Origin of the sequence: Stenotrophomonas sp. ISL-67, assembly GCF_018612915.1 — a bacterium.
Classification (GTDB): Bacteria; Pseudomonadota; Gammaproteobacteria; order Xanthomonadales; family Xanthomonadaceae; genus Stenotrophomonas.
The window spans coordinates 411,653-434,169 of sequence record NZ_JAGGRL010000001.1; the positions used below are offsets into that span (position 1 = coordinate 411,653).

The window sequence follows — 22,517 nt, forward strand, 5'->3', positions numbered from 1 at the left end:
CAACCCGTCATCGATCGACGCATTCGCACCCCCTGCGACCTGTCCTTGGCATCCTGCGTGCTGGTTCTTCGATGCGGCCCTCCCATGCTCCAGACCCTGGCCATTTCCCGTTACCGCTCGCTCCACGACCTGGTCGTGCCGATGGGGCGACTGAACCTGGTGACCGGTGACAACGGCAGCGGGAAATCCAGTCTGTATCGCGCGCTGCGGCTGCTGGCCGATACCGCGCGGGGTGGGGTGGCGCCAGCGCTGGCGCGCGAAGGCGGGCTGGGCTCGGCGCTGTGGGCGGGGCCGGGGCAGCCCAGCCGGGCCATGCGCCGGGGCGAGGTGCCGGTGCAGGGCACGGCGCGGAGTGAACCGGTGGCGTTGCGGCTGGGCTTTGCCGCCGCCGACTTCGGCTATGCCATCGATCTCGGGTTTCCGGTACCCAGTGCGTCGGCATTTGCACTGGACCCGCAGATCAAGTGCGAGAGCCTGTGGGCCGGGCCCTTCCTGCGCAGCAGCACTGTGCTGGTGGAGCGGCGCGGGCCGCTGGTGCGGCGCCGCCATGGCCGCCAGTGGGAGGTGGTGGAAGAGCATCTGTCGGTATTCGACAGCGTATTCTCGCAGCTGGCGGATCCGCAGCGCATGCCTGAGGTGCTCAGTCTGCGTGAGGCGATCCGGGCGTGGCGCTTTTATGATCACTTCCGTACCGATGTGGATGCACCGGCGCGGCAGTCGCCGCTTGCCACGCGGACGCCGGTGCTGGCGCAGGATGGCCAGGACCTGGCGGCGGCGTGGCAGACCATCGTGGAAGTGGGCGATGCCGATGGCCTGGCCCGCGCGGTGGAAGATGCGTTTCCCGGTGCACGGGTGCAGATCGATGGCAGCGAGGGTCGCCTGCACCTGAAGTTCCAGCAGCCCGGGCTGTTGCGTCCGTTGAGCGCATCGGAGCTGTCCGACGGCACGCTGCGCTACCTGCTGCTGATCGCAGCATTGCATACGCCACGACCGCCGCCGCTGATGGTGCTCAACGAACCGGAAACCAGCCTGCATCCGGATCTGCTGCCAGCGCTCGGGCGGTTGATCATCGCGGCTACGGCACGCAGCCAGCTGTGGGTGGTGTCGCACGCCACGCGGCTGGTGGCGGCACTGCGCGAATCGCCGTTGTGCAACCCGATTGCGCTGGAAAAGCAGATGAGCCGGACCACGCTGGTGGGACAGGGGCTGCTGGACGCGCCAGCGTGGTATTGGCCGGAGCGATGATGGGTGGAAGCCAGTAGAACGGCGGTGCTCTTCTGATCGATCAATCGGCGATGTTGCGCGCTTCGGATGTGCCCAGGATCTCGGGGTGCTGCACTTTCTTCCACCGGTTCAACAGCGGGTGCAGGAACACCGCGCCGACGATGATCGCCACGCCGGCATAGAACAGCGGGGTCAGTTCACGCTGTTCGCTCAGCAGCACCATCGCCAACAGGATCGCGTAGACCGGTTCGAGGTTGGTCACCAGCTGCACGGTGTAAGCGCTGAGGTGGCGCAGTGCGACCAGCGCCAGGGCGAAGGGCAGCAGCGTGCATGCGCCGGCGAGGGCCAGCAGCAGCATTCCGTCGCGCAGATCGGGAACAACCCACAGCGGGCTGGCCAGCGCCGGCAGCAGGAACGGCAGTGCGGGTGCCAGCAGGGTCAGGGTGAGGGTGCCGGCACCGAGTTCTACGGCGGTGACGGTCAGGGGATCGGCATGGCTGACCAGGCGCTTGTTGAGCGAGCCGAAGATGGCAACCAGCAGCGCGGACATCGCACCGACCAGGACACCCAGGCGCATGCCGTCGGGTACGCCGCCAACCACCATGCCAACGCCGGGCAGCACGGCAATGCCGAAGGCCAGTTCGCGCAGCTGGAAGGGTCGCTTGGCCACCCAGGGTTCGATCACGGCGGTGAACACCGGCGCCAGCGCGATGCAGGTGGCGGCCACCGAGGCGTTGGCCAGCTTCACCGCGCCGTAGAAGGTGAGCCAGTGCAGTGCGACCAGCGCGCCCACCCCGCAGTACCCGGCAAACAGGGCGGGGGGAAGCTGGCGAAGCCCGCGCCAGACCCGCGGCAGCAGGGCCAGCATGGCCACCACCAGCAGCATCCGCCACCACACCAGCGGCAATGCCGGCAGGGAAATGAGCTTGCCGAGGATGGCGGTGACCCCCCACAGCAGCACGCAGAAGTGGATCTGCAGGAGGGCCCTGCGGGTATCGGTAATAGGCATCCGATCATTCTGGGCCAACCCAACGCGTAGTGCCACGCCCTGCGTGGCAAGCAGGCGATGCCGCAACATCCAGCCACGCAGGGCGCGGCTCTACGCCTCTATCTCTTCCAGTTGTTTCCGCAATGCCACCGCAGCGCCCGGGTTGCGATGCTTGGCCGCGCCAATGAACAGCACATACACCTCGCGCGGGGCGGTCGGCGTGGCGTCGGCGACCATATGCGGCAGATCGGGGTTGTCCTCACCGCGCGCCCAGCGCATCGCGCGCAGGCACCACTGCTCCAGGGTGCGCTCGGGGTAGCCGGAGCGCAGGTTGGCACGCGACTGCATCAGCCGTGCGTAGATGAAGCCGGCGGTGGGGTCGGCGAAGCTGGGGTAATCGGCCGAGCCACTGAACACCAGCGCGGCATCGTGCGCGCGCGCCACCGCGATCAGCTCGGGCGTCCACGCGTCGGCATTGCGCACCTCCAGCGCGTGCTGCAACGCGCGACTGCCCACCTTGCGCGGCAGCGCAGCCAGGAATCGATCGAACTCCTGCGCGCCAGCCGGGTGCTTTTCGCCGAACTGCCACACCAGCGGCCCCAGCCGGTCTTCCAGTGCACTGATGCCCTGGATGAAGCCGTCGGCGCGCGCCCCGGCGGCGGCCAGGTCGTGGCTCTGGGTGATCGTGCGCGGCGCCTTGGCCGAGAAGCGGAACCCCGGCGGCGTCTGCTCGCGCCATTGCGCATACACCGCGGGCTTCTGCGCCCGGTAGAAAGTGCTGTTGATCTCGATGCAGCCCAGCTGCCGGCTGGCATGGGCCAGCTCTTCGCGCTGTGGCAGCCCGGCCGGGTAGAACGTGCCCCCGCGCCAACCCGGGAACACCCAGCCGCCGATGCCGGTGAAGATCGGCCCGGGCGCTGCGCGCCTCAAAGACCGGCCTCGCGCCACGGGTCGTAGCTGCCAAACCACCACAGGTGGCCTTCCAGGTCGCGGCAGGCATAGCCGCGGCCGCCATAGTCCTGGTCGGCGATGTCGATGACCAGCTCGGCACCGGCGGCGACCGCGCGCGCGTAGTGGGCGTCGGGGTCGGTCACGATCACGCAGGCGCTCTGGGTTTCGCGGCCGTCGATCTCATCGGGTTGCACCATCCGCTTGCCCCACTCGCTGCCGTTGTCGACGGAGCCGAGCATGATCATGCCGGTCCCATAGACCAGCTGCGCGTGGTACACGAGGTCGCCTTCGGCATGGACGGCCTGCGCGCGGAACCCGAACGCCCGCTCCAGCCAGGCGATGGCCGCACGGGCATCGCGGTAGCGCAGGCAGGGAATGATGGTGGAACCGGTGTCGCTGGACGCGGTCATGCGGGTGCTCCGGGATGGGCGGCTTCTGGCACAGGCGAGCCTGCAACCGGCCGCGTTACCATCGCGCGAAACCTGGCGCAACGGCCCCCTGGCGGCCTCCACGCCCCTGCAACACGCAACTGGAGACACTGATTGAACACATCCTGGATGGGAGGCCTTGTGCTGCTGGCGTGCGCACCCCTGGCGTCGGCAGCCGTGCCGACCGAACTGCAGCAGCTGGATGCCACGGTTGAACGCGTGCGCAGCCAGTTCGACATTCCCGGCATTGCCGTGGCCGTGGTCAAGGACGGGCAGATCGTCTACGAACGCGGTTACGGGGTGCGCGAGCTGGGCAAGCCGGCGCCGGTCGAGGCCGACACGCTGTTCGCCATCGCCTCCAACACCAAAGCATTCACGGCCACGTCGCTGAACCTGCTGGCCGAGCAGGGCAAGCTGAAGATGGACGACCGGGTGATCGACCACCTGCCGTCGTTCCGCATGTCCGACCCGTACGTCACCGGCGAGATGCGCATCCGCGACCTGCTTTCGCACCGCAGCGGGCTCAGCCTGGGCGCGGGCGACCTGCTGTTCTGGCCCACCACCCGCTACAGCAACGCCGAGGTGGTGCAGCGGCTGGGCAAGGTGCCGCTGAAGGCGGGCTTCCGCGACCGCTACGCCTACGACAACATCCTGTATGCGGTGGCGCAGCAGGTGATCGAACATGTCTCCGGGCAGTCCTATGCGGACTTCCTGCAGCAGCACATCTTCACCCCGGTGGGCATGGCAGGCACCCGCTTCAATGCCGACCACCTCAAGCCCGGCGACAAGGCCGCAACCGGGCATGCCAAGTTCGATTTCACCGAGCTGCGCACGGTGGCGCCGCTGACCTGGTCCAACAACGCCGGCGCCGGTGGGGTGTATTCCAGCGTGCACGACATGGCGCGCTGGATGAACGTGCAGTTGGCCCAGGGCACGCTGGAAAACGGCACGGCGCTGTTCAGCCCCAAGAGCCAACAGGCCATGTGGCAGATGATCACCCCGCAGGTGGTGCCGGAGCCGAGCGTCCCCGCACTGGCTGCCGCGCGTCCCAACTTCGCCGGCTACGGCGAAGGCTGGAGCCTGAGCGACTACCGCGGGCAGAAGCTGGTGTGGCATACCGGCGGCTGGCCGGGCATGGTTTCGCGCGTGACGTTGGTACCGGAGCAGAAGCTGGGCATCGTAGTGCTGACCAACCAGGAAGTGGGTGCGGCCTTCAACGCGATCACCATGGACGTGCTCGACGCCTATCTCAAGGCGCCGGCGACTGATTGGGTGGCCGCGTATGCCGCTGCGGTAGCCAAGGCGCAGGACAAGGCCGACGAAGGCTGGGCCGCGCACCAGGCTGCTCGCGATCCGAAGTCCACCCCCTCGCTGCCGCTGGCCCGCTATGCCGGCACCTACCGTGACCCGTGGTATGGCGAGGTGTTCGTCGAACAGCAGGCAGGCAAGCTGCGCCTGCGCTTCGGCAAGACCGCGCAGCTGGTGGGCACGATGGAACACTGGCAGCACGATACGTTCATCGTGCGCTGGGACGATCGCTCGCTCAACGCCGATGCGTTCGTGAACGTCAGCCTGGATCCGGATGGCAAGGTGCGCGAGGTGCGCATGCAGGCGGTGTCGTCGCTGACCGACTTCAGTTTCGACTTCCAGGACCTGGTGCTGACCCCGGCGGTTGCCGACGACGCAAAATAAGCAGCGCGTGAAAACAAACGGCAGGCTGCGGTGGGATAATCGCAGCCTGTTTGTTTACGGGGGTTGGAATGTTCCGCTGGTTCGAGTCGCTGATTCCGGTGTTTCCGCCGATCGACGCGCGCATGCCACCGCGTCGGGTGTTGCCGTTCTACATCCACTACCTGCGCCCGGTCTGGCCGGTGCTGTTGGCCACGCTGATCGCGGGCCTGCTGCTGGCGCTGGTGGAAGTGGCCATGTTCGATTTCCTGGGCCGCATCGTCGACATGGTCAGCGAACAGCCGGACGCCGGCTTCTTTGCCCGCCACGCCGATACGCTGCTGTGGATGGCGGCCATCACCCTGGTCGCGCGGCCGGTGCTGGTCGGCCTGCACAACCTGCTGGTCAACCAGGCCATCGTGCCGGGCCTGAGCAACCGCTCACGCTGGCTGATGCACAACTACGTGGTGCGCCAGAGCCTGTCGTTCTTCCAGAACGACTTCGCCGGCAGCATGGCCAACCGGGTGATGCAGACCGGCACCTCGCTGCGCGAGTCGGCGGTGCAGATGGTCGATTCGCTGTGGTACATCGTGGTCTACACCGGCACGGCGCTGTACCTGTTCGCGCAGGCCGACTGGCGGCTGATGATTCCGCTGGTGCTGTGGCTGGTCGCCTACGTGGTGATCATGGTGTACTTCGTGCCGCGCGCGAAGGAGCGCGCCTGGATTGCTTCTGAAGCGCGCTCCAAGGCCATGGGCCGGATCGTCGATGGCTACACCAACATTCCCACGCTGAAGCTGTTCGCCCACGGCGGGCGCGAGCAGGCCTACGTGGCCGAGGCGATCGAGGAACTGGCGGTCAAACACCGTCGCCAGACCCGGGTCACGACCAGCCTGGACCTGACCATTTCGATCGTGAACGGCTTCCTGATCACCGGCACCTGCGGGCTGGCGCTGTGGCTGTGGAGCCACGGCAACATCACCGTGGGTGCGATCACCCTGGCCACCGGCCTGGTGATCCGCATCCACAACATGTCCGGCTGGATCATGTGGACGATCAACGGCATCTTCGAGGACATCGGTACGGTGCAGGACGGCATCACCACGATCGCGCAGCCGTTGAGCGTGCAGGACCGTGAGGGCGCGGTGCCGCTGCTGGTGCGCGAAGGCGGGGTGCAGTTCGATCACATCCACTTCCACTATGGAAAGCAGGGCGGGGTGATCGCCGGGCTGGACCTGACGGTGAAGCCGGGCGAGAAGATCGGGTTGGTCGGCCCTTCGGGCGCCGGCAAGTCCACGCTGGTGAACGTGTTGCTGCGGCTGTACGACCTGGAAAGCGGGCACATCCGCATCGATGGGCAGGACATCGCCGAGGTCACCCAGGAAAGCCTGCGCCGGCAGATCGGCGTGGTCACCCAGGACACCTCGCTGCTGCACCGTTCGATCCGCGACAATCTGCTGTACGGGCGGCCGGATGCCACTGACGAACAACTGCGTGCCGCAGTCGCCAAGGCGCGCGCGGCCGGCTTCATCGACACCCTGCGCGACGGCGAGGGCCGGCAGGGGTATGACGCGCACGTGGGCGAGCGGGGAGTGAAACTGTCCGGCGGCCAGCGCCAGCGCATCGCCATCGCGCGGGTGCTGCTCAAGGACGCGCCGATCCTGGTGCTGGATGAGGCTACTTCGGCGCTGGATTCGGAAGTGGAGGCCGCCATCCAGGACAACCTGGACGAGCTGATGGCGGGCAAGACGGTCATTGCCATCGCCCACCGCCTGTCCACCATCGCGCGCATGGACCGGCTGGTGGTGATGGACCAGGGCCGCATCGTGGAAACCGGCAGCCACGCCGAATTGGTCGCTGCTGGTGGGCTCTATGCACGTTTGTGGGCACGGCAGACGGGTGGGTTCGTGGCGGCGGATGCTGGTTAGAGCAACAGCAACAGCAACAGCTGCGGCGTTTCTGTTGTTACGTGCAGGGAAGGCCGGCGGGCAGCCCTCTACGGGACACGCCGTGAACCCATCCATGGGGGCTTGTCAAAAACATCCATGTTTTTGACAGTCCCTACGAGGGCTGCCCGCCGTCCTTCCCTTCACGCTCTGCGTCGCTGCTCTTTCCTTCCGAGAAACGCAATGCATGAGGGGAAGCCGGCGGGTAACAACTGAAACGCTGCTCTACGCGAGAAACGCAAAACGGCCCGGTAACACACCGGGCCGTTCGACGTCGTGTACCGACCAACGGTCGGTACCTACCGATGGGCATCCTTCACTCGATCGGCTGGTCCAGCATCAGCTGGCGTGCGAAGCGCACCGGCGGGGCGCCGTAGGACAGCATCTGGTCGTGGTAGGCCTTCAGGTTGAACTTCTCGCCCTGCTTCTCCTGCACCGCCTTGCGCGTGTCGAAGTGCTCCTGCGCGCCGACGAAGTAGGTCGGCAGCTGTGCCGAGGTCAGCTGCGCGCGCACCCACTTGCCCGAGGCTTCGCTTTCCTGCTGGAACGCATCGTGGGTCATCAGGTGCATGGCCTGTTCGCGGGTCCAGTTGTCCACGTGCACGCCCTGGTCCAGGATCGCGTTGGAAATGGTGCGCAGGTAGAACTTGAGCTGCACCAGGTGGAACAGCGGATCGTTGTCCAGGTAACCCTGCTCCTGCATCATCCGCTCGGTGTAGACCGCCCAGCCCTCGGCGAACAGACCCGAACGCAGTACCGCGCGCAGCGTCGACGGGAACTTGCCCGAGTGCCAGCCTTCCAGGTAATGCCCCGGCGTGCCCTCGTGGATGCTCAGCAGGTGGATCATGCGGCTGTTGTATTCGCGCAGGAACGAGTCGACCTGCTTGTCGGTCCAGTCGTCCGGAATCGGCGATACCGCGTAGAAGGTCTTCAGGTTCTTGTCGAGCGGACCCGGCGAATCGCAGTAGGCCACGGCCACGCCACGCTGGAATTCCGGCATCAGGATGATGTCCACCGGCGCATCGGGCAGGGTCATCAGGTCGTGCTTGCGCACGAATTCGGTGGACTGGGCCAGCGCGGCCTTGGCGTCGTCGACCACCTTGTCGCGGGCCGGCTTGTCGGCGTAGGCCAGTTCCAGCGCCGCTTCGATCGCCGCCTGCTGCTGCTCGTCACTCGGGTTGGCCGGCAGCGCCGGCGCGCCCGGCTTGTCCTTGAGCACGGTCTGCGCGATGCCGTACATGTCCTGGCGCACGCGCTTGAGTTCGGCACGCGCGCGTTCGCCAATCTCGGCGCGCGACAGCGAGGAGTTCAGCGCGAACTTCAGCTTCTGGTCGTACAGCTCGGCACCGATGCGGAAGTCGCCCTTGGCGTTCGGCACCAGGGTCTTGTCCAGCCAGGTCTGCTGTTCGTCGACCGCCTTCTTCAGGCCATCGATGGCGGCCTGCAAGCGCTTGCCGTCTTCGGCCGGCAGCTCGCCGATATGCGGGGTGATGAAGGTATCGACGATGCTGAGGATGCCCTTGTTCTGCTTGGCCACCGTTTCGGCATGGATCTTCGGCACGCGCGCCGGGTCCAGGTTTTCGCGGGCCTGGGCGAAGATCTGCGGCAGCTTCTCCATGCGGGCGGTGGCCGACTTCAGGCGCTCGGGCAGCGGCGCGAATTCACGTGCCATCAGGCCGTACAACGCGCTGCCGGCGGTGCCGTTGTAGATCTGCGGGTCCCACTTGGAGGCCTGCAGTACCTCGGCGTTCCAGATTTCGGACTGCAGCTGGTTGCGCAGGATCGCCGCGTCGACCTGGTTCTCGCGCGAGAGCTTGCTCACGTCGACCTTGTCCAGCTCGCCGAGCAGGCCCTTGTACGCTGTCAGCATCTTCTGCTGGCCGGCGGCGCTCAGGTCGTCGATCTCGCTGTCGTAGCGGTGATCGCCGATCTGGGTGGCGCTGATCGGCGACAGTTGCATCCAGGTGTCCAGGGCGCGCTTGGACAGGTCGGCGAAGGCGGCATCCACGGCCGCATCGGCGGCGGGGGCGGTCGCGGAGGTGCCGGCCGGGGCGGAGGGGGCGTCGGCCTGCTGGCAGCCACCCAGGGCGGCGATCAGGGCGAGGGCAAGAAGATGCTGGCGCATCGGCGATCCTGTGCTGTGGACAATTGCCCAGCATAGGCGGTGCCGCCGGGGTGCCGCCCGTGCCATTGGATTACCATGGGGCTTTCCCACCGGGAGGTGTGCCATGCAGTACGAAGGGAGCTGCCATTGCGGGCAGATCGCGTTCGTGGTCCAGTCCGATGCCCCCATCACCGAGGTACTGGACTGCAACTGTTCCCTGTGCCGGCGGCGCGGCGGCCTGCTCTGGTTCGGTCCACGCGCGGCGTTGACCCTGAACACCGACCCTGCCCAGCTGGCCACCTACCAGTTCAACCAGCACCACCTGCAGCATCATTATTGCCGCGACTGCGGCATTGCCCCGTTCAGCGAGGGGGTCGACCCGCGCAGCGGACAGGCGATGGTGGCGGTGAACGTGCGTTGCCTGCCCACGCTGGACCTGGCCGGGTTGAAGATCAATTTCTACGATGGCGCAAGCGTGTGACGACAGGGACGATATAGCGCGGATCAGCCCTCGTCGGTTTCGTACTCGACGAACACATCCAGTTCCAACGCAAGTACCTGCACCGCCTCGCGCACCTTCTGCGCGGTGCTTGCATTGCCCACCTCGACCTCCAGCTCATGCGTTCCCGGTCCGATGTCGTCGGATAGCCCTGCCGAGCTCGAATCGTCGTCGTCCATGTGCGGCATCAGGTCGTCGGTTTCCTCGACGTGCTCGATGCCCTCGATGCCCTGGAGCAGGTCGCTGATGGCGCGCGCATCGTCTTCGGTGCCGGTGATCCTGAGTCGCAGCATGGCCATGGGAAGGTCTCGCGGGGAGGGGGATTCCACCGTAGCGAGCGGCCGGGCAAAAGCGGGTGAATGTTGCCCGGCCGGCGGTCGGGCGACATTCACCCGCGGGTAGCTCACGACCGTTGGTCGTGAGGCCGACCGAGCAGTTCATCCGGCAACGCCGGCACCGGCGTGCGTTCGTCCTGCGCTTCGCGCTTGAGCCAGTCCATGAACGCAACGGCGGTCGGGCTGAGCGGGCGATGTTCGGCGTGCACGATGTAATAGGCATAGCGCGCCTTCAACGCCGGCCCGGGCAGGCGCACCAGTTCATAGCGCTGCAGGTACGGCTGGGCGATGTGCTTGCGCGCCAGCACCGCACCGATGCCATAGACCGCCGCGCGCATGGCATCGGTGCTGTCGCTGAAGATGTGCTGCGCAGCCAGGTCCAGCCCACGTACGCCTGCAGCGCGGAACCAGTCGCGCCAGCCCTGGGGCGACATGTCGCTGACCAACGGCAGCGCAGCGATCTGCCCGGGTTCCCGCAACCCGGAAACGCCGGGCAGGGCCGGCGACGCCACCGGACACAGTTCGTCGTCCATCAGATGGTGGGCGGCGAGGCCTGGCCACTGGCCCAGCCCGTAGCGGATGCCCAGCTCCGGGCCGTTTTCGTCAAAACGCACCAGTTCGCTGCTGGTCTGCAGCTCGATGCGCATGCGCGGATGCAGGCGGGTGAAACGCGTCAGCCGGGGCACCAGCCAGCAATACGACAGTGAGCGCAGGGTGGTGATCCGCAGCGGCACCACGCCGGCCTGCGGGTGCAGGTTGCCGGCCACCGCATTGATATCGCTCAGCGCTGCGGCCGCGGCATCGGCCAGCTGGCGGCCTTCGGCGGTCAGGCGTACACCACGGGCGTGGCGCTGGAACAGCACCGTGCCCAGCAGCGCTTCCAGGCGACGCACGTGGTGGCTGACCGCGCTCGCGGTGAGATGCAGCTCTTCGGCGGCATGGGCGAAATTCTGGTGGCGCGCGGCAACCGCGAACACCCCCAGCGCGGGCAGCAGGGCAGGGCGCAGGATCATGGCGAGACCCAAATGAGATTTGTGGCTTGCAGGGATACTACGCGCTTGTCGGGGCTCGGCGGCAGGGGGATGCTGTGTCCCTCTTTCCTGGAGCCCGCGCCATGTTGCTGCCCGTCCGCGTTGCCATCGCTGCCTGTTACCGCCGTGCCGGGGGGCGCCCGTGAGCGGCACACCGGTGAGCGCCGGGGTGATCGAACGCGACTGGCGCACCCCGCTGGAGCTGACCGTGCTGGGTGCGATCTGGGGCTGTTCGTTCCTGTTCATGCGCGTGGCGGTGCCGTCGTTCGGACCCTATGCGCTGGTGGAAGTGCGGCTGCTGCTGGGCGCGCTGGTGCTGCTGCCGTTCCTCTGGCAGGCACGCGCGCAGTTCCCGGCCAGGCGCTGGCTGTGGCTGGTGCCGATCGGCCTGATCAACTCGGCGATTCCGTTCGTACTGTTCGCCTGGGCTGCGCAGCGCGCACCGGCCGCGATCGGTGCGATCTGCAACGCGATGACCGTGCTGTTTGCCGCGCTGATCGCGTTCCTGTTGTTCGGTGAGAAAATAGGCATGCGCCGGGCGATCGCGCTGTTGGTGGGCTTTACCGGCGTGGTGGTGCTGGCAACGGCCAAAGTGTCGGGGTTGAGCATCGGCGCGGCGGTGATCGCCGGTTCGCTGGCGGCGCTGTTGTACGGGCTGGGGGTGAACCTGGTCAAGCGCCACATGACCGGGCTGCCGCCGGCGGCAGCCGCGGGCGCAACGCTGGGCAGTGCGGCGCTGGTGATGTTGCCGATGGCGTTGACCCATTGGCCCGAGGCACCGATCCCGACCGTTTCGTGGGCGTGCGCGATCGCGTTGGGGGTGGTCTGCACCGGCTTCGCGTTCCTGATGTTCTACCGCCTGATCGCCCGCATCGGCCCGGCGCGCGCCTCGACGGTGACCTATCTGGTGCCGATGTTCGGCGCGCTGTTCGCCTGGCTGTTCCTGGGCGAGCCGGTGACCTGGGCAATGGTGGTCGCCGGCGTGTTGATCCTGGGCAGCGTAGCCGCCAGCCAGAAACGCTGACGCGCTGCGGGCTTCGGCATCTCCAACGTAAATCGGCGGCCAATGGGTAGGGGCGGTTCCCAAACGCCCGCCGATAACGTTGCAGCGCCCGGTGACGCATTGCGTCGAATGGCGAAGCGGCTTCCTCCGACGATGTTCATGCCGGCATCGAACGCGGGGCATTTCACGGCGGTCGATTGGGATTCGACCCTACCACTGCGGTTGACCCGGTTACCGCACCGGCACCGGAATGTTGCACAGGTCGATATGGCCTGCGGCACGCTTGTAGAAATCATCGACGCGGTTGCGGCGCGCTTCCACGGTGTCGGTGAAGGTCTTCGAATCGGTGCGCAGCACCTGCAGCGTCGGGCGCTGCGCTTGGGGCAGATCGCTCACGCGCTGGATCGAGGTGATCGCGGTGCGCTGCGCGGCATCCGCATAGAAGCCCATCGGCGCCGGCCCGCGCGGTAGCGCGCTGAGCAGTTCCATGCCTTTGAGTACTCGCCCCACTACCGTGATGTTGCGGTCCAGCTGGCGCGGCGATTGCCCGGTGACCACATACAGTTCGGCACCGATGCTGCTGTCTTCCTCATTGTTGCGACCTGCACCCAGCGCGCCGTAGCAGTGCGCCAGCCAGGTCTTGCCGTCCGCCTTGTCCTGGCCCACCGCAAACCCGTCCACGAAACCGGTCTGGTCAGCCCAGCCATCGTGATCGGGCAGCACACTGACCTTCAGCCCCTTGCTGTCGCGCTGGAACTCCGCCGGCAGCTTGCGCTTGGCCGAGCCCAGCGGCCTGGCCTTGGCCGCATCGTCGGCATCGGCATCGCCGAACTGCACCACGAAGTTGTCCTGCGCGCGGTAGATGGTTTCGCCGTCCCAGAAGTGCTCATGGGCCAGGGTCTGGATATTGGCCACATGCTGCGGCGCGAAGGCCGGAGCCAGCTCGATCACCACCTGGCCGGCATCCAGGTTCATCAGCAGCAGGTTGGCCGGGTCCGGCGTGCGCCAGTCGCTGGCAGGCGAGGCGTCCAGAATCTGCTGGGCGCTGCGGTAGGGCGTGGCTGCAGAGGCAAGGCCGGGCAGCAGGCAGGTCAGGGCGAGGGCGAGCAGGGCAGGACGGCGAGGCGACATGGCGGACCCTTGGCGGAAGTTGTCCCGATTCTGGCGCAGAAGCTTCCCGGCCAGGTAGTGCCGGCCGCTGGCCGTCTTTTGGTGCTGCCGGCACTGCCAGGAGCCGGCCAGCGGCCGGCACTACGCGTCACCCACCCGGCAGGGTGACTAACGGCACGTTCGCTATACCCAACTTCGCACTAGTGTTGACTCCACGCTAGCTGGAGATCGTCATGAGCGACCACGAGCCCCACCTGAAGAAGTTCCAGAAGGAGCTCAGTGCCGGTACCGTCTCGCTGGCGCTGCTGGCGGTGCTGGCCCGTACCGGCGAGCCGCTGTACGGCTACCTGATCGCCAAGGAGCTGGAACGGGTGGGCGACGGCGTGCTGAGCGGCAAGCAGAGCGCGCTGTACCCGGTGCTGCGCAACCTGGAAGCGGGCGGCCTGCTGGAAAGCCAGATCGAACCGTCCGTGGCCGGGCCGCCGCGCCGTTACTACCGCATCAATGAACGCGGCCGCGAGGTGCTGGAGCAGTGGACCCAGGCCTGGCGTGCCACCCGAGATTCCGTTGATTCCGTGCTGGAAGGGGTACTGCAATGAACGAAGAAAGCATGAGGGGCGGTGGCTTGCCCACCACCATCGGACAGTACCTGGCGCAGCTGCGCGCGGCCCTGCACGACGCCGATCCGGCGATGGTGCAGGACGCCCTGTACGACGCGGAGGAATACCTGCGCTCGGAACTGGCTGCCCAGCCCGGGCGCAGCGAGGCCGAGGTGATCGCCGACGTGGCCGGCAGCTATGGCGCGCCGGAGGAAGTGGCCGAGATCTACCGCGAAACCGAGATCACCGTGAACCGCGCGCTGCGTACGCCCAGTGCCAGCGTGCGGCCGATCACGCGGGTGGTGCCGGCGCAGGTTGCCGTTGGCGCAGCGGAGATTGCAGCGGCCACGACGGGAGGGCCGCTGCCGCCCGCAGACCGGGTGCCGCCGCCGCGTTCGGCGCTGGCCCGCTTCTTCGGCGTTGCCGTGGAACCGCGCACCTACGGCGCGCTGTTCTACATGCTGCTGTCGCTGGCAACCGGCACTTTCTTCTTCACCTGGGTCGTCACCGGGCTGTCGCTGTCGGTGGGGCTGCTGGTGCTGATCGTCGGTATTCCGCTCACCGTGCTGTTCTTCGGTTCGGTGCGCGGCCTGGCCCTGCTGGAAGGGCGGCTGATCGAAGTGCTGCTGGGCGAGCGCATGCCGCGCCGGCCGCGCTATGCCGACCGCAGCCGCAGCTGGCTGCAGCGCATCGGCGACATGTTCACCGACGGGCGTACCTGGCTGACCCTGCTGTACTTCGTGTTGATGCTGCCGCTGGGCATCCTGTACTTCACCGTTGCGGTCACGCTGCTGTCGATCTCGCTGGCCTTCATCTGGGCACCGGTGGCGGCGATGTTTGTCCCGAGCTACGGCATCTACCTCAATGGCGACCAGATGCTGCCGATCTGGGCGACTCCCGTGCTGGCCGCAGTGGGCGTGCTGCTGCTGTTCCTCACCATGCACCTGGCGCGCGCCATCGGCCACCTGCACGGGCAGATGGCAAAGCATCTGCTGGTGCGGTTGTAGCCTACCGAGGGCCGGCCAACGGCCGGCGCTACCGGTCGTTACCCCGCCTTCTTGCGGATCGGGGTGACGTTGCTGGCGGCTTTGGCCGCCTTCTTCGGCTTCACCGCCGCCTGCGCGTTCGCGGCAAAGAAATCGCGCACCTTCGGGTACACGGTTTCGCGCCAGCGGCGGCCGCTGAAGATGCCGTAGTGGCCGGCGCCTTCGACGATGAAGTGCTCACGGTGCCTGGCCGGAATACCGGTGCACAGTTCCTGCGCGGCTTCGGTCTGGCCCAGGCCGGCGATATCGTCGAGCTCGCCTTCGATGCTCAACAACGCTGTGCCGGTGATCGCGCCTGGATCGACACGCTCGCCCTGCACGTACCACTCACCGCGCGGCAGCAGGAATTCCTGGAAGACCACGCGGATGGTGTCGAGGTAATAGCGCGCCGGCATGTCCAGCACTGCGTTGTATTCGTCGTAGAAGCGGCGGTGCGCGTCGGCATCTTCCATGTCGCCCTTCACCAGGTCGGCATAGAAATCCCAGTGCGAACTGAAGTGCCGGCTGGGGTTCATCGACAGGAACCCGGCGTGCTGCAGGAAGCCGGGGTAGACGCGACGACCCGCACCCGGGTAGCCCGGCGGCACGGTGTGGATCACGTTGTTCTCGAACCACGACAGCGGGTTCTGGGTGGCCAGGTTGTTCACCGCGGTCGGGCTGCAGCGTGCATCGATCGGGCCGCCCATCATCACCAGCGAGCGCGGCGTGGTTTCACCGCGGCTGGCCATCAGCGAAACGGCGGCCAGCACCGGCACGGTCGGCTGGCACACGCTGACCACGTGCAGTTTTTCCGCACCGAGGTGGCGGATGAATTCCTGCACGTAGGCAATGTAGTCGTCCAGGCCGAACTCGCCTTCGCTGCCCGGCACCATGCGCGCGTCCACCCAGTCGGTGACGTACACGCGGTGGTCGCGCAGCAGGGTGCGCACGGTGTCGCGCAGCAGCGTGGCGTGGTGGCCCGACAGCGGCGCCACCACCAGCACGAACGGCTGGTTGAGCATGGTGTTGAGCTGGTCGGCCTCGTTGCTGTGGCGCTTGAAGCGCAGCAGCTTGCAGAACGGCTTGCTGACTTCTTCGTGCACCACGATCGGTACGCGCTCGCCATCGACCTCGATTTCGTTGATGCCCCACTCAGGCTTCTCGTAATCCTTGCCGATGCGGTGGAACAGCTCGTTCACCGCCGACAGGCGGTCCGCGCCGGGCATCTGCGACCACCAGTGGCCCTGGTTGGCGAAGAACCTGGCGTTGGCCTGGGCCTGGTGCACCCAGGGGGCGAGCAGGTTGCGGGTCAATTCATGCAGCTGATAGAGCATGACGTCCGAATATGTATGGTCTTATGTTGCCGCGCAGCATATAGGAACCGTTGGCCGCGTGCGTTAATACGTTCGGTTTCATGGGGAAATGAGACGCGTAGAGCCACGCCCTGCGTGGCTTCGCGGTGCCGGATCGTGGAGCAGCCACGCAGGGCGTGGCTCTACGCCCCGCGCTCCAGCGCTGCCGCATGTCCAACCAGCGCGGGGGAGAGCCAACAGTGGGAACCCAGCGGGGTGAAACCCTCGGCCTTGAGCTGTCGGCGGTACCAAGCGGCCGGACGGCCCTGGAATCCCTCATGGTCGCCCTCGAACTCGTCCTCGGCGGTGAATGCCTCCAGGAAGGCGACACCGCCGGTAAGCTCGGCAAAGCCGGCCAGGGCCGGGCGCAGCTCGCGGGTGGGCACGTAGTGCATCACGTCCGAGCAGACCAGCAGGTCGACCGGCGCGCAGGGCCGCAGCCAGGCGAAATCGCCGACTTTCGCCGGGTGCAGGTTGCGGCTGCGCCCGTAACGCTGCACGGCGTAGCCGCTGCTGTCGAAGCCCATGTACTGCACGCGCGGGCGCAGCTTGAGCAGCGGCGCGCGCCAGGCGCCTTCACCGGCACCGATGTCCAGCACGCTGCGGATCGGGCGTTCCAGGTAGTACTCGGCACTGGCCACGGCCAGTGCGACCTTGCGCGCCAGGCGCGCCGCGCCGCCGGTCTGGTCGGGCTGGTACCAGCGCTGGAAGTAGGCCTGGTCGTAGGTCTTGGACATGAAAGGAAGGCGGGCAGAGTGGAAGCGGCTGCCATGGTACCGCGCTGCGTCAAACCGTCGCGCATGCGGTGACGGTGCGAATCGGCCAGAATGAACGACATCCCAAGCCAGCCGCCGGAGCAAGCGCATGCAGTCTTACTACTGGGTCAAGACCTTCCACCTGGTGTTCGTGGTGGCATGGATGGCGGCGGTGTTCTACCTGCCACGGATCCTGGTCAACCTGAGCGAGACCGCCGGCCAGCTGCCGGTGATCGAGCGGCTGCAGTTGATGGGCCTGCGCCTGTACAGGTTCGGGCACATGATGTTCGGCATTGCGCTGATCCTGGGGCTGGTGCTGTGGCTGGGGTACAAGGTGATTCCCGATTTTCCGACCATGGTCGCGCCGGGCGCGGCCGGTTGGCTGCACGCCAAGCTGGGGCTGGTGGTGCTGCTGCTGGTGTACTTCACCTGGACCGGGCGCCTGCTCAAGGGCGCGGTGAAGGGCAGGGTGCTGCCGTCGTCGCGCGCGCTGCGCTGGTTCAACGAGCTGCCGCTGGTGCTGTTCATCGGCGTGGTGTGGCTGGTATTGGCCAAGCCGTTCTAAGGCGCCGGGACGGCGCAGCCACGCAGGGCGTGGCTCTACCACGTTGGGCGCGTCGCGCGCCCAACGTGGTGGCAGAAAGGCGGTAGAGCCACGCCCTGCGTGGCTGCGCCATCCGGACGAAGATAAAAAAACCGGGCCAAGGCCCGGTTTTTTTGCACGCTGCAGAACCCGATCAGGCCGCTTCGTACGCACCATAGCTGCGCAGGCGCTCGTAACGCTTCTGCAGCAGGTCTTCGGTGGACAGCTTCTCCAGCGCGTCCAGCTCGTTGAGCAGCACGGCCTTCAGGCGTTTGGCCATCTGCGCCGGATTGCGGTGCGCGCCGCCGGTCGGCTCGCGCACGACCTTGTCGACCAGGCCCAGGCCCTTCAGGCGCGGGGCGGTCAGGCCCAGCTGTTCGGCCGCATCCTTGGCCTTGCCCGCGTCCTTCCACAGGATCGAGGCGCAACCTTCGGGGCTGATGGTGGAATACACGCTGTATTCGAGCATCACGGTGCGGTCGCCCACGCCCAGTGCCAGCGCGCCGCCGGAGCCGCCTTCGCCGATCACGGTGCAGATCACCGGCACCTTCAGCTCGGCCATCTCCATCAGGTTGCGCGCGATCGCTTCGGACTGGCCGCGCGATTCGGCATCGATGCCCGGCCAGGCGCCGGCGGTGTCGATCAGGGTCAGCACCGGCAGGCCGAAGCGTTCGGCCATCTTCATCAGGCGCAGCGCCTTGCGGTAGCCCTCCGGCTTGGGCATGCCGAAGTTGCGCTTGATCTTTTCCTTGGTATCGCGGCCCTTCTGGTGGCCGATCAGCATCACCGAACGGCCGCCGATGCGGGCCAGCCCGCCCATGATGGCCTTGTCGTCGGCAAAGGCGCGGTCGCCGGCCAGTTCCTGGAACTCATCGCAGAAGATGCGGATGTAGTCGGCGGTATACGGGCGCGAAGGATGGCGGGCCAGCTGCAGCACCTGCCACGAGGTCAGGTTGCGGAAGATCTGCGCGGTGCGCAGCCGCAGCTTGTCCTGCAGGGTGCGCACTTCGGCCTCGACATTGACCGCCGGGCCGGCGCTTGCGCTGCGCAGCTCCTGGATCTTTGCCTCCAGATCAGCGATGGGTTGCTCGAAGTCGAGGTAGTTCGGATTCATCGGAAGCCGTCGTAAAGAAAAGAGGGAAAGTGTAGCCGAATGCGTCTAAATGCCCCGTACGGGGTCGTCTGGTGATCCAGCCGGGCAGAGCCCGGCTCTACGTGGCCCATGGCGGGCTGTACCGGACTTTAAGCGTCCGGACCGCCGGGTCGGCCCGCAGCGCGTCCACCAGCTGACTGTCCACGCGCACGGCGGTATCGCCGGCCACGTCCAGCATGCCGGCCACCGGGCCCTGCTCGGTACCCAGCAGCAGATCCAGGCGCAGGGGGGTGCGGCCGGGACGATGGCGGTCGAGCAGGCCGTTCACCCGCGCCCACACCGGGTCGCCCTGGCGCAGGTCCAGGCGCAACGACAGGCGGGTGGCGTAATTGGCGCAGATCTCCTCGAAGTCCCAGCACTGGCGGATGCGCAGCGCATAGCCGCCGTTGAACTCGTCCTCGCGCAGGCCGCCCTTGACCACCAGGATGCGGTCCTTGGTCATCAGGTGGCCGAATTCTGCCAGGCCGTCGGTGAAGGCGCTGCACTCGACCCGGCCCTTGCCGTCTTCAAGTTGCATGAAGACCTGGCTTTCGCCCTTGCGGCGCACGCCGACCACCAGCCCGGCCAGGATCACCGGGGTTTCCTGGCGCCAGGCGCGCTTCTCGCCGTCCTTGCTGGGGCGGGCAGGGGGAATGAGCTTTTCCAGCATGCCCAGGTCGGTGCCGACCAGTTCCTTGACGTCGTCGGCGTGCGGGTCGAACGGATGGCCACTGAGGTAGAAGCCCAGCGTTTCGCGTTCGCCGTCGAGCAACTGGCCCAGCGCCCATTCCTTTGCTTCGGGCAGGTCCAGCTGCAGCGCGGTGCTGACCGGGTCGGGCGCGCCGAACAGCGAGTTCTGCCCGGAGGCCTTCTCGCGCGACATCTGGTCGGTGGCCTTGAGCACTTCGGGCAGCTGCAGCATGAGCGAGGCGCGGTTCTTGCCGAGGCCATCGAGCGCGCCGCAGTTGATCATCGCCTCCAGCGTGCGCCGGTTGAGCTTGCCGGACTCGATGCGCATGCAGAAATCCAGCAGCGACCCATAGCGGCCCTTGGCCAGGCGCTCGTCGACCACCGCTTCACACGCGCCCTGGCCAACGCCCTTGATGGCGCCCAGCCCGTACTGGATGGTGTCGGCGCTGGAGGCTTCGAACATGTACGCCGATTCGTTCACGCGCGGCGGCAGCACGGTCAGGCCAAGGTTGCGCACTTCGGCCAGGAAGCCCACCACCTTGTCGGTGTTGTCCATGTCCGACGACAGCGTGGCGGCCATGAACTCCGCCGGGTAATGGCGCTTGAGCCAGGCGGTCTGGTAGCTGACCAGCGCGTAGGCGGCAGCGTGCGATTTGTTGAAGCCGTAGCCGGCGAACTTCTCCATCAAGTCGAAGATTTCGTCAGCCTTGGGGCCGCTCACACCGCCCTTGGCCGCACCTTCGCGGAAAATCTCGCGGTGCTTGGCCATTTCCGCCGGCACCTTCTTGCCCATCGCACGGCGCAGCAGGTCGGCGCCACCGAGCGAGTAATCGCCGACGATCTGCGCCATCTGCATCACCTGCTCCTGGTACACCATGATGCCGTAGGTGTCCTTCAGGATCGCTTCGGTGCGCGGATCGGGGTAGATGATTTCTTCCTGGCCGTGCTTTCGCGCGTTGAAGGAAGGAATCAGGTCCATCGGGCCGGGGCGGTACAGCGACACCAGGGCGATCAGGTCTTCGAAGCGGTCGGGGCGCGCGTCCTTCAGCAGGCGGCGCATGCCCGAGGATTCGAACTGGAACACCGCGCCGGTGTTGCCGTTGGCGAAGATGTCCTTGTAGGTCGGGGCGTCGTCGAGCGGCAGTGCGGTGATATCCACCGGCGGAATGCCGGCGCGCGCATGCCGCTTGTTGATCGCCTTGACCGCCCAGTCGATGATCGTGAGCGTGCGCAGGCCGAGGAAGTCGAACTTCACCAGGCCGATTTCTTCGACGTCGTTCTTGTCGAACTGAGTGACCGGGTTGCGGCCACGGCCGCCTTCATCGTGTTCGGCGAACAGCGGGCAGAACTCGGCCAGCGGTTCGGGTGCGATCACCACGCCACCGGCATGCTTGCCGGCGTTGCGGGTAAGATCTTCGAGCTGGCGCGCCAGGTCGATCAGGTCGCGCACGTCGTCTTCGTTCTGGTAACGCTGGATCAGCTCCGGCGATGCCATTTCCGAATCCTTGCCTTCGCCCATTGCGTCCTTGAGCGAAATGCCCAGGATGTTGGGAATCAGCTTGGAAACGCCGTCGACCAGGCCGTACGGGAAACCGAGCACGCGCCCGGAGTCGCGCACCACGGCCTTGGCGGCCATGGTGCCGTAGGTGATGATCTGGCTGACGCGTTCGCGACCGTACTTGCGCGCGACGTAGTCGATGACTTCGTCGCGGCGGTCCATGCAGAAGTCGATGTCGAAGTCGGGCATCGACACGCGTTCGGGGTTGAGGAACCGCTCGAACAGCAGGTTGTACGGAATCGGGTCCAGATCGGTGATCTGCAGCGCCCAGGCCACCAGCGAGCCGGCGCCGGAACCACGGCCGGGGCCGATCGGAATACCCTGGTTCTTGCCCCACTGGATGAAGTCGGCCACGATCAGGAAGTAGCCGGGGAAGCCCATCTTGATGATGGTGGCGAGCTCGAATTCGAGACGCTCGACGTAATCTTCGCGGGTCTTGCCTTCGGCAACCGGGTTCTTTTCCAGGCGCGCGTCCAGGCCCTTGCGCGATTCGCTGCAGATCCAGCTGTCCAGCGTTTCGTTTTCCGGCACCGGGTAGTCGGGCAGGAAGTAGGTGCCCAGCCGCATTTCCATGTTGCAGCGTTCGGCCAGCGCGAGCGTGTTGTCGATCGCATCGGGGATGTCGGCGAACAGTGCGCACATCTCTTCGGGCGATTTCAGGTACTGCTGGTCGCTGTAATCGCGCGGGCGCTTGGGATCGTCCAGCACGCGGCCGGAGGAAATGCAGACGCGCGCTTCATGGGCGCTGAAATCGTCCGGGCGCAGGAAGCGCACGTCATTGCTGGCCACCACGGGCAGGCCACGCTGGCCGGCGGCGACCAGGGCAAACTGGTTGAAGGCTTCCTCGCCCTCCCTGCCGGTGCGGGTCAACTCGAGGTGCAGGCCATCGCCGAACACGCGTTGCCAGTCGGCGAGCTGCTGCTCGGCCAGGTCATGGCGGCCTTCGCCGGCCAGGCGCCCGGCCAGGCTGTCGCGGCCGGCCAACGCAAACAGGTTGTGGCAACCGGCCTTGAGCCAGTCGGGGTGCACGGCCACGCCGCCTTCGGGGCGGTGGCCTTCCATCCAGGCGCGGGTGAGCAGGCGCGAAAGACTGAGATAGCCTTCGCGGTCGCGGCACAGCAGGGTCATGCGCCAAGGGGTCATGCCCTCTTCGGCGATCATGATGTCGGCACCGGCGATCGGCTTGATGCCGACGGTTTCAGCGGCCTTGTAGAACTTGACCAGCGCGAACAGGTTGTTCAGGTCGGTAACCGCCAGCGCAGGCAGCTGGAGTTCCACCGCGCGGCTGAGCAGGTTGGCCTGCTTGGCCTTCTTCGGGTCAGCCTGATCCGGTTTCGCCGGGACACGGATGGTCGAATCCGCCAGCGAAAATTCGGTGTGGACGTGCAGATGTATGAAACGGGAAGTGGTCATGCCGGGCCAATGTAATGCCCGGTCAGGGTAGCGGCGGGGGGGAGTACGGACAAGCCTTGACATCACGCCCCTGCGGCGCGTGATGTCCGGGCATTCATCCTCAACCCCGCGCCGGTGGCGCGC

Annotated in this window: 19 protein-coding genes; 8 read left to right on the top strand and 11 right to left on the bottom strand. The window is 66.7% G+C overall.

All coding sequences use genetic code 11. The features are described from left to right. The first annotated feature begins 84 nt into the window (after window positions 1-84). Window positions 85-1,245: an AAA family ATPase gene (locus J7J08_RS02025; RefSeq protein ID WP_214901035.1), complete on the top strand. Its 1,161-nt coding sequence runs from the start codon at window positions 85-87 to the stop codon at window positions 1,243-1,245. 40 nt (window positions 1,246-1,285) lie between these two features. On the opposite strand, the gene J7J08_RS02030 is transcribed toward J7J08_RS02025, so the two are convergent. The 3 genes from J7J08_RS02030 to J7J08_RS02040 all read right to left on the bottom strand — a co-directional run bounded on the left by J7J08_RS02030 (window position 1,286) and on the right by J7J08_RS02040 (window position 3,573). Then, entirely contained in the window at window positions 1,286-2,233 is a 948-nt protein-coding gene (locus J7J08_RS02030; protein ID WP_214901036.1) for a DMT family transporter, read from the bottom strand. A 90-nt stretch (window positions 2,234-2,323) separates the two neighbouring features. Next, on the bottom strand, window positions 2,324-3,142 hold the full coding sequence (locus tag J7J08_RS02035) for a DUF72 domain-containing protein (protein WP_251006346.1): 819 nt from the start codon (window positions 3,140-3,142) through the stop codon (window positions 2,324-2,326). After that, window positions 3,139-3,573, bottom strand: coding sequence for a VOC family protein (locus J7J08_RS02040; protein WP_214901038.1), 435 nt, complete (start codon window positions 3,571-3,573; stop codon window positions 3,139-3,141). Before J7J08_RS02040 ends, J7J08_RS02035 begins: the two co-directional genes overlap by 4 nt. A 147-nt stretch (window positions 3,574-3,720) precedes the next feature. Here J7J08_RS02040 and J7J08_RS02045 point away from each other — a divergent pair, with 147 nt between their 5' ends. Continuing rightward, window positions 3,721-5,283, top strand: a complete 1,563-nt coding sequence (locus J7J08_RS02045; RefSeq protein WP_214901039.1) for a serine hydrolase — start codon at window positions 3,721-3,723, stop codon at window positions 5,281-5,283. Between the two features lie 68 nt (window positions 5,284-5,351). Next, window positions 5,352-7,187 carry a multidrug efflux ABC transporter SmrA gene (smrA, locus tag J7J08_RS02050; RefSeq protein WP_214901041.1) on the top strand — a complete coding sequence of 612 codons (1,836 nt, stop codon included), beginning with the start codon at window positions 5,352-5,354 and terminating at the stop codon, window positions 7,185-7,187. Window positions 7,188-7,521: 334 nt separating this feature from the next. Here smrA and J7J08_RS02055 read toward each other — a convergent pair whose 3' ends face one another. Further along, entirely contained in the window at window positions 7,522-9,330 is a 1,809-nt protein-coding gene (locus J7J08_RS02055; protein WP_214901042.1) for a DUF885 domain-containing protein, read from the bottom strand. A 103-nt stretch (window positions 9,331-9,433) separates the two neighbouring features. On the opposite strand from J7J08_RS02055, the gene J7J08_RS02060 reads away from it, so the two are divergent. After that, the gene (locus J7J08_RS02060; protein WP_214901044.1) at window positions 9,434-9,790 is read left to right on the top strand and encodes a GFA family protein; all 357 of its coding nucleotides are present in this window, start codon (window positions 9,434-9,436) and stop codon (window positions 9,788-9,790) included. Between the two features lie 23 nt (window positions 9,791-9,813). Here J7J08_RS02060 and J7J08_RS02065 read toward each other — a convergent pair whose 3' ends face one another. Beyond that, window positions 9,814-10,107 carry a hypothetical protein gene (locus tag J7J08_RS02065; protein ID WP_214901046.1) on the bottom strand — a complete coding sequence of 98 codons (294 nt, stop codon included), beginning with the start codon at window positions 10,105-10,107 and terminating at the stop codon, window positions 9,814-9,816. 104 nt (window positions 10,108-10,211) lie between these two features. Next, entirely contained in the window at window positions 10,212-11,156 is a 945-nt protein-coding gene (locus J7J08_RS02070) for a LysR substrate-binding domain-containing protein (RefSeq protein ID WP_214901047.1), read from the bottom strand. Between the two features lie 160 nt (window positions 11,157-11,316). Here J7J08_RS02070 and J7J08_RS02075 point away from each other — a divergent pair, with 160 nt between their 5' ends. Next, window positions 11,317-12,198, top strand: coding sequence for a DMT family transporter (locus tag J7J08_RS02075; protein WP_214901048.1), 882 nt, complete (start codon window positions 11,317-11,319; stop codon window positions 12,196-12,198). Window positions 12,199-12,408: 210 nt separating this feature from the next. Here the strand turns inward: J7J08_RS02075 and J7J08_RS02080 are convergent, their stop codons facing one another. Then, window positions 12,409-13,308 (bottom strand): peptidylprolyl isomerase, encoded by a 900-nt coding sequence (locus J7J08_RS02080; RefSeq protein ID WP_214901049.1) that lies wholly within the window; start codon window positions 13,306-13,308, stop codon window positions 12,409-12,411. 212 nt (window positions 13,309-13,520) lie between these two features. On the opposite strand from J7J08_RS02080, the gene J7J08_RS02085 reads away from it, so the two are divergent. Beyond that, window positions 13,521-13,886 carry a PadR family transcriptional regulator gene (locus J7J08_RS02085; protein WP_214901050.1) on the top strand — a complete coding sequence of 122 codons (366 nt, stop codon included), beginning with the start codon at window positions 13,521-13,523 and terminating at the stop codon, window positions 13,884-13,886. Then, window positions 13,883-14,893: a sensor domain-containing protein gene (locus J7J08_RS02090; protein ID WP_214901051.1), complete on the top strand. Its 1,011-nt coding sequence runs from the start codon at window positions 13,883-13,885 to the stop codon at window positions 14,891-14,893. The genes J7J08_RS02085 and J7J08_RS02090 overlap by 4 nt, the downstream gene beginning before the upstream one ends. Window positions 14,894-14,931: 38 nt before the next feature. Here the strand turns inward: J7J08_RS02090 and phaZ are convergent, their stop codons facing one another. Beyond that, on the bottom strand, window positions 14,932-16,245 hold the full coding sequence (phaZ, locus tag J7J08_RS02095; protein WP_214901053.1) for a polyhydroxyalkanoate depolymerase: 1,314 nt from the start codon (window positions 16,243-16,245) through the stop codon (window positions 14,932-14,934). A gap of 161 nt (window positions 16,246-16,406) precedes the next feature. Beyond that, window positions 16,407-17,000, bottom strand: coding sequence for a class I SAM-dependent methyltransferase (locus J7J08_RS02100; RefSeq protein ID WP_214901056.1), 594 nt, complete (start codon window positions 16,998-17,000; stop codon window positions 16,407-16,409). A 127-nt stretch (window positions 17,001-17,127) separates the two neighbouring features. Here J7J08_RS02100 and J7J08_RS02105 point away from each other — a divergent pair, with 127 nt between their 5' ends. Continuing rightward, complete coding sequence (locus J7J08_RS02105) at window positions 17,128-17,583, top strand: CopD family protein (protein ID WP_214901058.1); 456 nt, start codon at window positions 17,128-17,130, stop codon at window positions 17,581-17,583. A gap of 172 nt (window positions 17,584-17,755) precedes the next feature. On the opposite strand, the gene J7J08_RS02110 is transcribed toward J7J08_RS02105, so the two are convergent. Both J7J08_RS02110 and dnaE read right to left on the bottom strand, forming a co-directional pair. Further along, complete coding sequence (locus tag J7J08_RS02110) at window positions 17,756-18,715, bottom strand: acetyl-CoA carboxylase carboxyltransferase subunit alpha (RefSeq protein WP_214901060.1); 960 nt, start codon at window positions 18,713-18,715, stop codon at window positions 17,756-17,758. A 97-nt stretch (window positions 18,716-18,812) separates the two neighbouring features. Continuing rightward, complete coding sequence (gene dnaE / locus J7J08_RS02115) at window positions 18,813-22,394, bottom strand: DNA polymerase III subunit alpha (RefSeq protein ID WP_214901062.1); 3,582 nt, start codon at window positions 22,392-22,394, stop codon at window positions 18,813-18,815. Window positions 22,395-22,517: the final 123 nt, after the last annotated feature.